This is a genomic window from Pseudoalteromonas piscicida (assembly GCF_002744175.1).
GTDB classification, from domain to species: domain Bacteria; phylum Pseudomonadota; class Gammaproteobacteria; order Enterobacterales; family Alteromonadaceae; genus Pseudoalteromonas; species Pseudoalteromonas piscicida_B.
In genome coordinates, this window is sequence record NZ_NKHF01000045.1 from 1 (window position 1) to 15,924 (window position 15,924).

Here is a 15,924-nt window from a genome sequence, read left to right on the forward strand (position 1 = left end):
AAAACTTTTAAAAAAGGCCTATTCGAACAAAAATCACACAAAACCACTTAAAAACCACACTAATGCAATATTTCCTTCATAAAACTGTCACTAGTTTCTGCGAAGGGATCATAAGTATTGATCAAATTTGTGAGGATGCAAGATACAGATGAAGAAATTTTCACCTGTATCTTAAAGAAAGTGACTCAATGCTAGTAAAGAAGACTATATAACTTACGTCTATATGTAGAAGCGATGCTATCGCCATCTGGTAATGATGCAATAATGTCTAAAAATCCTTTTTTAGCTTCGCCAAAATTCATATCCTTTTTTAATACCACAAGTAAACTTGCCAGCGCATCTTCTTTCTTGCCCACTTCGAGCTGGGCTTGCGCTAACTGGCAACGTAAGTCCAATGAATCCGGTTCAGCTGCAACCGCTTGTTCGAGACGTTTTACCTCTGGAGAGTCCTGCGCGGCAGCCGCCTGAGTCAATTTTGCTGTTAAGTTGTGGTAATAAGGGTCGCGAGCTTCTTCGGCAACAGAGTCTAATAACGCTTGTGCTTCATCAAATTTTTGAATTTGCATACAAATATCAGCAAACACTAACTTGACTCGTGTATTACTACTATCGATGTCATAGGCTTTTTTTGCAGCAGCGAAAGCACTGTTTAAATCATTTTCTGCTAAGAATTGCTTAGCTTGATCAAGCAGCAAAAGTTCTGGTGATGGCAAGTGACTAGATAACGCTTCTTTTATCTCTTCTTCTGTTTTAGCACCAGCTAACATATCAACCGGTGCACCACCTTTTAGAACCACGATAGTTGGTAACGCCTGCAACCCAATTTGCTGAGCGAGCTGTGAAGCCAAAGCTTGCTGTGTATCACAATCAACCACACCCACAGTCAAATGCTCAGTGTAAGAAGCCGCAATTGACTCTAAAATTTGTTCTTGCTGAACACATTCAGGGTTCTGATTACTGAAAAAAGTAAGCAAAACTACTTTCTCAGGATTTGGATCGGTAATTACTTGCTGAATGTTCTCAGGAGTAAGTAAAACTTTATTGCTCATATACTGTGTTCTTTTCTAAGTAACTAATGTGGTTGATATAGTGGCATGTTCTGAATTTACAACCAAGATGCGAAAACAATTATGTGGTACCTGATTTCCGTTTTCGCATATATTTTCCTTTTCTAGCTCCACGTTTTTTAAATGCAGGAACTGGGATGCCTTTTAGTGCATTTGTATTTAGTGACTGAGCGCTACCGATGAATTCGTTGAGTTCTTCGCAAAGCGGCTGCATGAATTGGTTATATGATGTTTCTTTATTCGCTATTTTTCCTAAACGCGATTCCCACAGCGCTGTTCTATCCGGTAACGATAGTGACTCTGGTAGCGTTTGAATAAATGCTTTGCCAAGATCAGTCGAATAGATTGTTTTACCTTCTCTTTTGAGGAACTGTCGCCTGAACAACAGTTCGATAATTCCTGCTCTCGTTGCTTCTGTTCCTAGTCCATCTGTATCTTTAAGCACTTTTTTGATGGATTTATCCGAAACAAATCGCGCAATTCCCGTCATCGCGCCGAGCAGCGTCGCCTCTGTATAGTGTTTTGGTGGTTGTGTCTGCTTTTCTTTAACCTCTCCTTTCTCGCACCATAATTGCTCTCCAACCTGCAGCTCTGGTAATAAGCTTTCTTTTTCTGCGGCTTGGCTTTTGAACAACACCTTAAACCCCAAATCTGTTATTTGCTTAGCCTGAGCTTTAAATAGACCGCCGCCAATCTCCAGATCTACTTTCGTTTCGTTGTAGCGATATGGATGAAAAAACTGCGCCAAGTACTGCGTAGAAATGAGTTGATAGACTTGTAATTCTCTGTGTCCGAGCTGTGCACTACGAAGCCTTTTCGTGGTAGGAATAATTGCATGGTGCGCTTCTACCTTTTTATCATTCCAGCACGCCCCTTTTAGACTAAAATCGGCAAGCTGAGTAACTTTGTCTTCAACCCCTTGGTTATGTACCGCAGCTGCAATTACCTGCTCTCTTTCGGCAAAGTGTTCTTGCGGTAGATAACGGTTGTCTGATCTTGGGTAAGTAATTAGCTTATGTTTCTCGTATAATCCTTGGCAAATATCTAGCACTTGCTGAGCCGATAATCCATATCGCTTGTTCGCATCTATTTGTAATGAGGAAAGGTTATACGGTAAAGGAGGATTTACTTTTTTTGGTTTTGTTTCGACCCTATTTATCGTTGCTTGTTTTCCAGTGATCCGCTCAGCAACATTGTTTGCCAACGCTTTAACTAGTACGCGACCATCTTCGTCCAAGTATGGTTTACATGCTTCGCTTGGGATCCACTTCGCCTCAAAGTTACCCCAATCCGGTTTATTCACATGTGCAATTACTTCATAAAATGGTTTCGAAACAAAATTTGCTATTTCGACGTCTCTTCTAACCACCAATCCTAATACAGGGGTTTGTACTCGGCCTACCGATAAAACCGTATTGACACCTGCTTTTTGTCCCGCTAGCGTAAATGCTCGCGTTAAGTTCATACCAAATAACCAATCAGCTCGAGCTCGTGCTAGTGCAGAAACACTTAATGGAATGAATTCTTGGTTCGAGCGTACAGAAGCCAAGGCTTTCTTGACAGCTTGTGGGTTTAAGTCGCTTATCAACAGACGCTGAATTGAAGCTCTTTTTTGTTCAGGTAAATTAACGAACTGGAATACTTCGTCCACTAATAGCTGGCCTTCTCTGTCTGGATCACCGGCGTGATAGATTTCGTCTGCTTTTGTAAGTAATTTTTTTAATGTAGAAAGCTGCTTTTTTGTTTTAGGCTTGGCTTTAAACTGCCACTGAAGTGGTACAATGGGTAAGTCATGAAACTGCCACTTTTTATACTTGGCATCGTAATCTTCTGGTTCAGCTTGCTCAAGTAAATGGCCAATGCACCAAGAAACCACATCTCCATTAGCGACTTCTATATAGCCATCTTGCTTTTTATGAGGTTTAGGTAATACGTCAGCAATAGCCCTACCTAAAGAAGGTTTTTCAGCGATATAGAGTTTCATTTTCAACTTAACTGTATATAGATACAGTTATCATAGTTAATTTCTACCAAAAACTCCATAGCTAAAGCGAGGCTGAGTTATCAACCTCGCTTCGTTTATCCCCTTACGTTCTAAGTAAGTTAAGTTGCTTATGTTTTTGTTCCACTATTTGAGTCATTGAGCTTGCAGCTTGTTCTACCTCATCTGCAAATTGTGATAATTCAGCAGCAGCGTCTGAAATACCCGTAGTGTTTGTATTGATCTCTTCTGTTACCATACTCTGTTCTTCGGCAGCAGTTGCAATTTGCGTCACCTCATTAGAAATACTCGTCAACTCACCTACGAGCGTACTCATCAGCCTTGCCGACTCTTGGCAATAACTCACCGCGTCTTCTCCCAACTGCACAGAACTTTCAATGATACGTCCTGAATTAGCAACCTCGCTTTGTAAGTTATCTATGAGTTTGCTTATATCGTCTGTTGAAGCTTGAGTTTTCGATGCCAAAGCTCGTACCTCATCTGCAACAACCGCAAATCCACGCCCTTGCTCCCCAGCTCTTGCCGCTTCGATTGCAGCATTTAACGCTAGCAAGTTAGTTTGTTCTGCAATGGCTCTGATCACTTCTAGTATTTTCGAAATATCATCGCTACGTTCAGATACTTTAACCACAGCCTGTTTCGCGTCAATAACTTGATCAGCCATAGACTGTACTGTTTCTGTGGTTTTGATAATGCTCTGTTCGCTTTGTTGTACTTGATCCGCTGCTTGATTAGTACTTGCCGCTGCTTTTTCCGATGCTCTTGCTACTTCAGACGCGGTGGCGCTCAGCTCATTAATCGCTGTTACTACGCTATCAATCTCTAAATGTTGATTCGCCACCTTATTCTTAATATTGATTGCCGCTTCGGTAGTACGATGTGACTGTTCATAAGAAGATTCTGCTAACCCCTTCAAGTCATCAATCATCTTCCGCAATTTTTCTGTGAACCGGTTAAAGCCATGGGCCAGAGCAATGAGTTCAGCATGATGGCTAACCTCTAATTCATGCGTTAAGTCGCCGTCACTTGATGCTAAGTTTTCCACCCGCTTTTGAATATGGGTTAATGGTCCAATAATTGTACTGACAAGTACAAACGCAATAGTAATACCAATTGCGGCGATGAACACCCCAATAATAAGCATCCAGCGACCAACGGAGTTCGCTGATTCCTCAAGCTGACTCTGTAGGTTTGCGGCAGACTCTAATGCGATAGCCTTAGGTAACTCAATCACGAGTGACCATGTTGTATTAGGTAGCGTAATTTTTATTGGTACAGCCACGACAAGGTCTTCACCGATTTCCTCGATCCCTGAACCTGCGTGTAAGGATTTTAACACTTCAGCTCTGTTAGCACTGGTTGATTCAGCGAGAGGACGAGCTAGTTTATCGTAATGGCTTGAGCCCACCACCAAACCCAGTTCGCTCAATAATGTTACCTTTGCGGCACCTGAATATAGTGAATTTGAAAGTTCTTCTACCATTGTTTGAAACACTGGCAAATTAACATCAACACCTACGAGCCCTTTAAACTGACGATCAACAACGACAGGAACGGTAAGCGATGTCATCAACATTTTATTACCGGGTGAAATTTCATATAGGTAGGGCTCCATGATACAAGGCGCAACTTTGTCTTTTGCACACAGATACCATTCAGCTTCTCGCAAACCAAACTCATTGAGTTTATCAAGATACTTTTCATCGGCAGACTCAACTTTTTGTTGCATCGGGCCATCTGACTCTTGAGTAAAATACAACTCCAACGTACCAGCGCCTGGCACAGAGTGGCTCGAGCCACCTTTATGACTTGCATCATTATTGTCATAACCGTTTGGCTCAAATTGAGCATACATTGAAGAAACAAAGCGATTTTGTTCAAGCGCTCCAAATACCAATTCTTGCACTTGTTCACGGTTTAACGGATTTTGCTTCGCAGTATGAGAGAGTATACCTGATAAGGTGTAAGGAACACGGTAAGCCTCGTTAATAAAACCAGACACTCGCTGACCATATTGATTGCCTTTCGCTACTAGGCCTTGGGATATTTCATCATAAATTGCTTGTTGGACCCCTTCACTTTGCTTGGCATTCTCATCAGCAAGGTGAAACCACATTGTTGTCACTAGTATAACAACCAAACTCGTCACTAATACTGTGACAAAAAATAAGAGTTTGTTTTTAATTGAAGCTTGTTTCATAACATTCCCAATTATTAGAGTTTGTATGCAAACAAATTGCACAGTGCATTCATCGCCCCCCCAATTAAGGAGTTGCACCTTCCTATATCGGCAACGATGAAGTCTTTTTTAACTGTAGCAAAAAATTTAATAACGTACTGAAATTTATGATGCTAAATAGATGTTTTTTGCGTAATAAAGTATTGGATTTTAGATAAAAAAATAGTGCCGGAGCACTATTTTTTTATTTTGTCTTTCCCAGTCGTTTTTTCATTGCTTGGGAGGCGGTGATGAATTGCTGATTTTATCAGCATATAGCCAGAGATGGGGGCGGTCAGTAATAGGAAGATTGAAATTAGTATTTCTTTCACACTCACGCCATCAGAGGTAGTACTAAAATACACCATAGCAGAGGTGAGCAAACATGCCATTCCTAATGTAGTTGCCTTAGTCGGGCCATGAAGACGCATAAAGAAATCTGGCATTTTCATCAAACCAATAGAACCTATCAGTACAAAAGCACCACCTAATAACAATAAAATAGATATGATCCATTCAGACATACTGATCTCCTATTCAATGATATCGCCGCGTAGCAAATACTTACATACAGCTACGGTGCTTACAAAACCAAGCATGGCTATTAATAAGGCCGCTTCGAAGTAAAGTGCGGTTCCCATACTCATGCCATACAAAATGATCAACGCAATGGTGTTGATATACATAGTATCGAGCGCCAAAATTCTATCCGGAATGGAAGGCCCTACCACTAGACGCCACAGGTTTAATAGTAGGGAAACGCCAATCATCGCGAAGACAATAAGAATTACAGTTTCTAGCATTCAAAAATCTCCTTTAATGGCGCTTCATAACGCGCTTTTACCGTATCAATCAGGGCCTGCTCATCTTTTAAATCCAGTACATGGATCAGCAAATATTTACGGTCTGGCTTTTCACCCTCTTGTAAGGACTCTGGCCACGGGTAAACCTCGGCACTCACGGTGCCGGGGGTTAGCGATACCGTGCTGGCTAAAATAGTGATTGGCATCGCCTGATCTATATCGAGCGGCACCAACACAAAACCAGGACGCAACTTTTTTGTCGGGCCCAAAATCTTGATAGCAACTTCCACATTGGCAGTAATAATATCGTAAAGAACCAACAATAAATGTGTAAACGCACGCCATGGCTTAATGATAAGCGGCTGCTTCGTTCTAAAACGATAAGTGATCAGTGGGATCACTATCGCTAAGATTGTCGCTAAAATGAGGTGCCCTGCTGACACACTATTATTTAATAACAACCACACAGTGAACAAAAGCAAACTACGAAATGGTGTTGGTAGCCATTTAAATCGAGCTTCTAAGCGCATCTATTTCGCTCCTTTCAATACAGCATTGGTCATGCTAGAGAAATCATGCAAAGAATCAGCAGCCGATAGCGCATAGTCCGTTAACGGTCCTGCAAAAATGACCATGAGTGGTGCGCAAACGATTAACGTTAGCACGGCAATGATCTGCGCTGGGTGTGCCCGCTCAGCAGACTGCGTGTCTGCCTTACCGGTGTGATGCCAAAAAACCGTACTTCCGGCTTTTGAAACACTCACCAGCACCGCTAAGCTCACCAATAAATATACCCCCCAAAACCAGTAGGTGTGACTGGATTCAATGGTCGATTTTAGGATCCAAACCTTACCGATAAAACCAGACAGTGGTGGCATACCAATCACCGTAATAGCGGCAATGGCAAACATAATCCCTAGTAACATAGGCTGTGCGACGGGACGTCCTGCCGTAATACGATCCGCGACTTTACCCCTTTGCTTGCCCACAAGATCCGCAAGTAAAAATAATGCCGCTGAAACCAAGGTTGAGTGTACAAGGTAATAAATGGCAGCAGCGCTACTATTGATTGTTTGGACAGCCACCAGAGCAACCAAAGTACCTACGGATACTACCACCAAGTTTGCGGATAGCTTGCGTAGATCTTGGCTTGCCAATACACCGATCCCACCCATAACGATCGTTGCAAGGGCTAGCCACCATAACCACTCTTGCGCCATGTGACTTAATTCACCGGCCTGATCGCCAAAGATCAAAGTATACACACGCATCATTGAGTAAACTCCCACCTTCGTCATTATGGCAAACAATGCAGCGACAACAGGTAATGCTGTTGCATAAGTATTGGGTAGCCATAAATGCAGCGGTAGCAATGCGCCCTTTAAAGCAAAGACAACAAGCAACAACAAGCCACCTATTTTTGCAAGATAAACATCATCGCCCTGCAAGAAGGTGATCTTATGTGCCATATCCGCCATATTTAGCGTACCAAGTACACCATATAAAATACCTAGCGCAATAAGGAATACCGACGAGCCAACCAGGTTCAGAATCACATATTGCAAAGAGGCTCGAGTGTTGTGTTTATCCCCACCATGCATTAAAAGTGCGTAAGAAGCGATAAGCAAGATTTCGAAAAATACAAATAAATTAAATGCATCGCCCGTTAGAAATGCACCATTTACACCCATGACCAAAAAATGTAGTAGTGGGTGGAAAAAGCTCCCTTTTTCATCATCACCTGCACAACTGTAAAGCGAACAAACAAAACACAATAAAGCAGTTAAGCTCACTAACAGCGTCGAGAGTTGGTCGGCGACCAATACGATACCAAACGGCGCTTGCCAGTTACCTATTGCATAGACTTGAATGCCGGTCTGCTGAACATTCAGCAGTAATGAAGTACAAGCCGCAAACGTAATCAGTGACATAAATACTGACACTTTGCGCCTAATCGCTAGGTTTTTGCCACAAGGTGGCATCAGCAGGATCACACCTGCCAACATAGGTAATAAAATAGGTAAAGAAGTCAAATGCTGGATCATGCTTTACCCTTCTTGTCTGGGACAATGCCGTTTACATGGTCATTGCCTAAATCCGATCGACCACGGATAGCCAAGATCACCACAAACGCAGTCATCGCAAAACCGATTACTATGGCCGTTAATACTAAAGCTTGCGGCAATGGATCTGCATATTCACTGCTATAACCAAGTACTGCAGCTTTGTTTAAGGTCAATCTACCCGAAGCAAACAAAAATAAATTGACCGCGTAAGACAACATGGTTAAACCAAGAACTACAGGGAATGTTCTTGCTCGTAAAATCAAAAATACGCCACAGGCTACCAGTAAGCCCACGCACGATGCATAAAGCAATTCCATTAAATATTCACCTCTTCTTTGGGCGCATTTGCCGTTACTTTACCTAGGCTCGCCAAAATCATCAGCGTTGCACCTACCACGGTGATATAAACACCAAGGTCGAATGCGATGGCACTTGCCAATTCAGTTTTACCTACCAACGGGATGTCGAAATAATCAAACCATGAAGTTAAGAATGGTTTGCCAAAGAACCAACTTCCTACCCCGGTTAGCAACGAAATAGCGATACCCGTTGCAATGATCTTGCGGTAATTGACATCAAAGCGTTCAGCAATCCAATTCGAACCGTGAGCAATATATTGCAAAATGAAAGCTATCGCCGTGATTAAGCCCGCAATAAATCCGCCACCAGGTAAATTGTGGCCTCGTAAGAAAATATAAACCGAAACCAACAACGCAAGCGGCAATAAGCTTTGTGAGATACTGGCAAGTAATAATGGATACCTTTCTTTGGCCCACGGTCTGCCTTCACTGTCGCTTCCTGGCATAAACAGCGGTAAGTTGATCAGCAACTTATAAATTCCAAGCGCCGCAATACCCAACACAGTGATTTCGCCCAACGTGTCAAAACCACGGAAATCAACCAAGATAACGTTCACTACGTTAGTACCGCCACCGCCAACTTTCGCATTGGCAATGAAGAACTCAGAAATGCTGTCCAATGGTCTTGTGATCAAGGCATAACTGATACTGCCGATGATCACCCCAATGGCAGAAGCAATCCCCATATCACGCAGTACGCGAATAGAACTAGACTCCTTTGGTGTTCTTTGCGGTAAGAAGAATAGCGCAAGCATTAACAGAATAATGGTAACTACTTCTACCGTTAGCTGAGTAAGCGCAAGATCCGGTGCTGAGAAGCGGGTAAAGGCAACCGACACCATTAACCCCACCACAGAAATCATTAACAGTGCAACCATACGAGTGCGATGCCAAATAACCGTGCCTATGGCGCCAATCATCAACAAACCAGCACCTATTCCATTGTGAACATCAATTGGTGTTAGTTCTACATTGCCCACCAACTGTGACATTTCAAATAATGGCCAACCTGCACTCACTAACACCACGATGAACATCAACATAAGGTAACGCTGTAAAGAGCCATTCTCTATAGCATTCACACGCGCCCTACTCCAAGAGACAATATTATACATAGTGCGCTCAAAGGCTTTTTTAGCATTCATCGGTGGAAGCGAAGCTTGAAATTGGTATAAGTACTTACGTTGTGTATAAATTAATAAACCACCACACACAGCAAGGCCGCTCATCAGTAGTGGAAGATTAAAGCCGTGCCAAATTGCTATTTCATATGTTGGTGCAACTTCCCCTAACACAGCGCTCGATGCCGTTTTTAACATGCCATCGACAACAAAGTTTGGGAACATCCCCACTATCAAACAAAGCGCTACTAATATTTCAATTGGAAAACGCATATAGCGCGGCGCTTCATGGGGCTCTTTCGGTAAGTCAATGGGGTCACCATTGAAGAACACGTCGTGAATGAAACGCGCTGAATAGGCCACAGAAAACGCACCAGCAATGGTCGCAAGGATAGGGATAAGCCAAGACATTGAGCCTAATAATTGCTGGTGTAATGTCTCAGCAAAGAACATTTCTTTAGACAAGAAGCCATTGAGTAGTGGCACACCTGCCATGGCTGATGCCGCAACCATCGCAAGCGTTGCGGTATAGGGCATAAAGCGCCACATGCCGTTAAGCTTGCGCATATCTCGTGTGCCCGTTTCATGGTCGATGATCCCTGTCGCCATAAACAAAGATGCTTTAAATGTTGCATGGTTAATAATATGAAAAATCGCAGCAACGGTCGCAAGCTCTGTATCTAACCCAAGCAATAATGTAATTAGTCCCAGGTGGCTAATCGTTGAAAATGCCAATAGCCCTTTCAAGTCATGTTTGAACAGTGCGATGTAGGCACCAACAAGCAACGTCGCTAAACCCGTTAACCCCACTAAGATGAACCATAACTCCGTACCTGCAAGAGCAGGATAAAAGCGAGCCAGTAAGAAAATTCCGGCCTTCACCATAGTCGCAGAATGTAAGTAAGCACTCACAGGTGTCGGTGCAGCCATTGCGTGAGGTAACCAGAAGTGGAAAGGGAATTGTGCTGACTTGGTAAATGCGCCTAATAACACCAAGATTAAAGCAACTTCATACAACGCGTGGGATTGAATTAGCTCTCTGCTCGACAAAATCACGTCGAGGTTATAACTACCTACAATATCACCAATTAGCATCAGGCCAGCCAGTAGCGCCAAACCGCCACCACCGGTGATCGCCAGCGCCATCTTGGCCCCTTTACGCGCTTCAGACTTATGCCACCAATAGCTGATCAATAAAAATGAGCTAATGCTGGTAAGCTCCCAAAATAGCCATAGCTGCAGGACATTATTAGACATAACAATGCCAAGCATAGCCGTCATAAAGAGCATTAAGTAGGCATAAAGCTTAGGCATGGAATCATTGCTACTGAGGTAATACCTAGCATAAAAGATAACCAGCATACCTATGCCTAAGATCATGAAAACAAATAACAACGCCAGACCATCTAGTCTAAACGCGATGTTAATATCTAGGAGCGGCACCCATTCAAATGTGTACCGAATAGTCTCCCCTGCAAATACAGCAGGAGCTAGATCAACAGCAAGTAAAATTGCCACTGCTGGCGCGACTAAGGTTATAGCAGTCGACTGATTACGAGAAAGTTTTCCCGTAAATGCCGAGATAAAACTGCCAATTAAGGATAGCAAGGGTATCCAAAATAATGTCATAGATGAAACCTTTTATTTGCGTCGTTATGGCTCGTTTTGGTTAAAGTGCCAACGCACCATCCAAACTTGAGCATTAGGTACACATTTACCACACGTACATGAACCCTGTTATACTTGATTAGTGTTTGAGTTGTCTAGAGTTTCACTTTCTAGCTGATGCTATTTTAGCCAACCTTAACAAACTATTCAGAATAAGTTCAAAACTGTTCGGCAGAATTAACTATCGCTTTATCTGCTACAGACCCTGATTTTAGCACCGAAAGCCATCTTTTGCGGTAATTTTCATCTAACTTAATTGATTGATATTCAAGCAAAGAATGCGCTTTATTAGGCTTATAAGAAGGTAATTTCCCATGCTCACATGTACGACTTAGCACCCAATTGTTCGGTGCTTGCTCACCAACGTAAAGATTTGGTGCCTTTTTCCCTGAAGTAGCACAAAGCCATTTTGCTTTATTTACTGGTATGGGATATTCGTCTTCAAAGCCACTAAAATGCATTAGCTCATGCACAAAGGTATTATAGGTACTTGCGTGGGTAAGCGTCATCTGCTTATCACTCACATTTGCAAGGCCGTCACCAGCCATCAGCACTAGGTAGTCATACCCTGCAAAGGCTGAGTTTAATGCCAAGTCACACATAGCAAAGCCTTGGTTTGTCGTGCAATCTAGTTTATCTGCAACATAGATGGGCTGAGATAAACAATACACTTTTTCAGCAGGTTCTGGGTGCGCTTCAAACGCACTTTTTAGCGCTTGCAGATGAGTAAGATCAGCCAAATCACTTCCAATTAATGCCAGCTTAAACCGACAAGCTGAGTCACCTGCTTGCGCTTGCTCAACCAACTGGAACGGTTGCAAGTAGGGATTATTTGAAAATGTCTTAACCGGCTTACCCTGCCATATAGCAACTAAAGTGCTAAACACTGGCGGTAAATTATAACGTTCTGATAAAGTACTCAGCACATCATAAGCACCTAACGTTGCCATTTTATGTAAAAGCTCACGGCGCTGCCCTGCGTTTAAGCGTGGCCAAGCATCAAGTAAATATAACTTAACGTTAGCCGTTGACCCACCTCGAAGTGTTCTTTGAATACGCTCAAACTCCCAAAGAGGTTGATGTAGATCCGCTATCGTTGTCAGTAAGCTCGGTTTAGCCCGCTGGGGTTGCATGTTAAATATGGCAGCAAGCACAAAATAGCTGGTGGGATTTTCAATCACAAGTGCCGACTGTTGCGCTTGAGATAGGTGCATATAATTAGGGCTGCTAGATAGTAGCAGCCCTAACAGAATTATCACACACCCGTATTTAACTTGCGTCTTGCTCTTCATTTAACTGAGCCAGTAAATCCAGTTCTAAGCGTGCATACTTATGCTCTACAAACTCGAATACGTTGGTAGCAAGCGCTAGTTTAAAGTAACTAATAGCTGATGCTAAATCACCTTTCGCTTGATATTGTTTAGCAAGGTAAAAATACGCTTCACATAAACGCTGAGCATATTCTTCTTGGGTGCTGACTCCTGCTGCGATCTGATCAAGAAATTGCGTTTCAGATAACGAACCAAGATACAGGGCAACTAATTGTGATGACCACTCGTTAGGGTCAAGTGCTTGACTGTTGGCTGCTAACGTTTGCTTTGCAACTACAGGATCGACTTGCTGTTGAGCCAAGTAGAGCCACATTGCTCGATACGCATCTTTTGGCGCTCGCGCTAAGAAAGCTTCAAAGTCCTTGATGGCTAGGTTTGGCCTTTCACCGTAATATAAAGCAATACCTCGATTAAGGTAAGCGTATTCATGTTGCTCATCAAGCTCAAGAACAGCATCAAACATTTCGTATGCTCGACCATAGTTTTGCTCAAGGGTTTGATGAATACCTAAGAAGTTATACACCTCTGCTAAATCCGGCTTTATTTGTACTGCGCGATTAAAATCGATGCGGGCGAGTGTTTGCAAGCCAATGCTATCGTACAGCATACCTCGGTTATAAAGTAGCTGGGCACGCTGTTCACCAGCCATATCTGGCTGAAGCAGTAGTTCATTAAATCGAGCAATAGCAATTTCATTTCGGAAATTGGCTTGAAGTGGTACTGCAAGCGGAACATTTACAATGTTTTTAGTGGCCTCTGGCTGTGTGCTTTTACATCCTACCAACCCGATTAGCACCAATGGCACGACTATTTTCGCTAACTTCATTTCCTTCCTCATTCAATGGCATTTGCCCGTTTAGCGTATTTGCCAAGTCATTAACCTAAACTCAGATTGACTTAGTCCAAAGCTTTATTGACCAGGTAAATTCTAATTTGTTTCATCATATCGAATCAATTTGCATTAAAGCATAAAAAAAGGGGCTATTCAGCCCCTTTCCACTTCTATTCTATGCAAAAAGCATGATTTAAATTACTCAGCGCCTTCTTCTTTTGGCTGCTCAGCTTTTTTCTCTAAAGCTTCTTTGATACTTAGACGAACACGGCCTTGACGGTCAACTTCAAGTACTTTTACTTTTACTTCTTGACCAACAGTTAGGTGATCTGACACGTTATTTACGCGCTCTTCACTGATCTGTGAGATGTGCACTAGGCCATCTTTACCTGGTAGAACGTTTACAAACGCACCAAAGTCCACGATACGGATAACTTTACCAGTGTAAAGTGTACCTACTTCAAGCTCAGCAGTAAGCGCTTCGATACGAGAAATAGCAGCTTTTGCACTATTACCGTTCGTTGCTGCAATCTTGATTGTACCATCGTCTTCGATTTCGATTGTCGTATCTGTTTCTTCAGTAAGCTGGCGAATAGTTGCACCGCCTTTACCGATAACTTCTGCAATCTTCTTCGCTGGGATCTTCATGGTGTAGATACGTGGAGCGAACTCAGAAAGCTCTTCTGAAGGCGCAGCAATCGCTTGGTCCATCACACCTAAGATGTGTAGACGAGCTGCTTTTGCCTGACGAAGGGCGATCTGCATGATCTCTTTAGTGATACCTTCAATCTTGATATCCATCTGTAGTGCAGTAACGCCATTTGCAGTACCTGCTACTTTAAAGTCCATATCACCAAGGTGGTCTTCGTCACCTAGGATGTCTGAAAGTACAACGAAATCTTCGCCTTCTTTCACTAGACCCATCGCGATACCAGCAACTGATGCTTTAACCGGAACACCTGCGTTCATTAGCGCAAGTGAAGTACCACATACTGATGCCATTGAAGATGAACCGTTCGATTCAGTGATCTCAGATACTACACGTACTGAGTACGGGAATTCTGCAAGTGTTGGCATAACTGCAGCAATACCACGTTTAGCTAGGTTACCGTGGCCGATTTCACGACGCTTAGGAGAGCCTACAAAACCAGTTTCACCGACACAGAACGGAGGGAAGTTATAATGCAACATGAAGTGGTGCTTATGAGTACCTGTTAGGTCGTCTAGCATCTGTGCATCACGCTCAGTACCAAGTGTTGCAGTTACTAGTGCCTGTGTTTCACCACGCGTAAAGATTGCAGAGCCGTGAGTACGCGGCAGTACACCGGTCATCACATCAAGTGCACGAACCATATCTGGTTCACGACCATCGATACGTTTTTCGCCAGCGATGATACGGCTACGTACAATTTTCTTCTCAAGTGAGCTGAATTCTTTACCTACTACTTGCTCATCGAGTGAGTCGCCTTCAGCAAGCTCAGCACTTAGCTTTTCAATTACTTCTGCTTTTGCTTCAGAAAGTGCTTCTTTACGTGCTACTTTGTCAGTAATACGGTAAGCATCACCTACTTTTTGCTCTGCAATAGCCGCAACTTTTTCAGCAAGTGTTAAATCTTTTTCAGGTGCAGTCCAATCCCATGCCGCTTTACCAGCTTCTGCACGGAATTCTTCGATTGCTTTGATGATAGCTTGTGATTGCTCGTGACCGTATACAACAGCGCCAAGCATTTCTTCTTCAGTCAGCACTTCTGCTTCTGATTCAACCATTAGTACCGCGTTTTCAGTACCTGCAACAACTAGGTCAAGTTTACTTGTCTCTAGCTCTTTTAGTGTTGGGTTAAGTACATATTGACCGTCAACGAAGCCAACGCGCGCTGCACCTAATGGACCATTAAATGGAATACCTGAGATAGCTAATGCCGCTGAAGTACCGATTAATGCAACGATATCAGGTTGGATTTCAGGGTTTACAGAAACCACTGTCGCAATAACCTGAACTTCGTTTACGAAGCCGTCTGGGAATAGAGGGCGAATTGGGCGGTCGATTAGACGAGCCGTTAGTGTTTCACCGTCAGAAGGGCGACCTTCACGCTTCAAGAAACCGCCAGGGATACGACCCGCAGCATACATTTTCTCTTGATAGTTAACTGTTAGTGGGAAGAAATCTTGACCCGGAGTCGCTTCTCTTTTACCAACCACAGTAACAAGTACTGAAGTATCACCAATGCTTGCAAGTACTGCACCGTCAGCTTGACGTGCGATAGCACCTGTTTCTAGAGTCACCGTGTGTTGACCTAGTTGAAATTCTTTAATAATTGCTTGCACAATATTTTCCTTACTAAATTGTTTTCAACGTCAACAGGGACCAATTACAGTCTTAAATAAACTCATCATAATTTACTTAAGCACTACAATTGGAAAACCAATTGACGTTTGTTTAAAAGTATTTCTAAACGG

The 15,924-nt window shown here is 42.9% G+C and carries 12 protein-coding genes; all 12 read right to left on the bottom strand.

Going from position 1 to position 15,924, the window contains the following annotated elements; genetic code table 11:
- Window positions 1-191 precede the first annotated feature (191 nt).
- A complete protein-coding gene (locus tag CEX98_RS10600; protein WP_099642045.1) occupies window positions 192-1,049 on the bottom strand; it encodes a tetratricopeptide repeat protein in 858 nt (285 codons plus the stop codon).
- 79 nt (window positions 1,050-1,128) lie between these two features.
- Window positions 1,129-3,051 carry a DNA topoisomerase III gene (locus CEX98_RS10605; protein ID WP_099642046.1) on the bottom strand — a complete coding sequence of 641 codons (1,923 nt, stop codon included), beginning with the start codon at window positions 3,049-3,051 and terminating at the stop codon, window positions 1,129-1,131.
- Window positions 3,052-3,154: 103 nt separating this feature from the next.
- On the bottom strand, window positions 3,155-5,269 hold the full coding sequence (locus CEX98_RS10610) for a methyl-accepting chemotaxis protein (RefSeq protein ID WP_099642047.1): 2,115 nt from the start codon (window positions 5,267-5,269) through the stop codon (window positions 3,155-3,157).
- A 215-nt stretch (window positions 5,270-5,484) separates the two neighbouring features.
- Window positions 5,485-5,811, bottom strand: coding sequence for a Na+/H+ antiporter subunit G (locus CEX98_RS10615; RefSeq protein ID WP_099642048.1), 327 nt, complete (start codon window positions 5,809-5,811; stop codon window positions 5,485-5,487).
- 9 nt (window positions 5,812-5,820) lie between these two features.
- The gene (locus tag CEX98_RS10620; protein ID WP_010370838.1) at window positions 5,821-6,090 is read right to left on the bottom strand and encodes a K+/H+ antiporter subunit F; all 270 of its coding nucleotides are present in this window, start codon (window positions 6,088-6,090) and stop codon (window positions 5,821-5,823) included.
- Window positions 6,084-6,620, bottom strand: coding sequence for a Na+/H+ antiporter subunit E (locus CEX98_RS10625; protein ID WP_099642049.1), 537 nt, complete (start codon window positions 6,618-6,620; stop codon window positions 6,084-6,086). The genes CEX98_RS10620 and CEX98_RS10625 overlap by 7 nt, the downstream gene beginning before the upstream one ends.
- On the bottom strand, window positions 6,621-8,135 hold the full coding sequence (locus CEX98_RS10630) for a monovalent cation/H+ antiporter subunit D (protein WP_099642050.1): 1,515 nt from the start codon (window positions 8,133-8,135) through the stop codon (window positions 6,621-6,623).
- Window positions 8,132-8,473 (bottom strand): Na+/H+ antiporter subunit C, encoded by a 342-nt coding sequence (locus tag CEX98_RS10635; protein WP_010370832.1) that lies wholly within the window; start codon window positions 8,471-8,473, stop codon window positions 8,132-8,134. Before CEX98_RS10635 ends, CEX98_RS10630 begins: the two co-directional genes overlap by 4 nt.
- The gene (locus tag CEX98_RS10640; RefSeq protein WP_099642051.1) at window positions 8,473-11,265 is read right to left on the bottom strand and encodes a monovalent cation/H+ antiporter subunit A; all 2,793 of its coding nucleotides are present in this window, start codon (window positions 11,263-11,265) and stop codon (window positions 8,473-8,475) included. Before CEX98_RS10640 ends, CEX98_RS10635 begins: the two co-directional genes overlap by 1 nt.
- Window positions 11,266-11,462: 197 nt before the next feature.
- On the bottom strand, window positions 11,463-12,596 hold the full coding sequence (locus CEX98_RS10645; RefSeq protein ID WP_099642052.1) for a hypothetical protein: 1,134 nt from the start codon (window positions 12,594-12,596) through the stop codon (window positions 11,463-11,465).
- Window positions 12,574-13,461: a lipoprotein NlpI gene (nlpI, locus tag CEX98_RS10650; protein WP_099642053.1), complete on the bottom strand. Its 888-nt coding sequence runs from the start codon at window positions 13,459-13,461 to the stop codon at window positions 12,574-12,576. Before nlpI ends, CEX98_RS10645 begins: the two co-directional genes overlap by 23 nt.
- Window positions 13,462-13,665: 204 nt before the next feature.
- Window positions 13,666-15,792 (bottom strand): polyribonucleotide nucleotidyltransferase, encoded by a 2,127-nt coding sequence (gene pnp / locus CEX98_RS10655; RefSeq protein ID WP_099642054.1) that lies wholly within the window; start codon window positions 15,790-15,792, stop codon window positions 13,666-13,668.
- Between the last annotated feature and the right edge of the window lie 132 nt (window positions 15,793-15,924).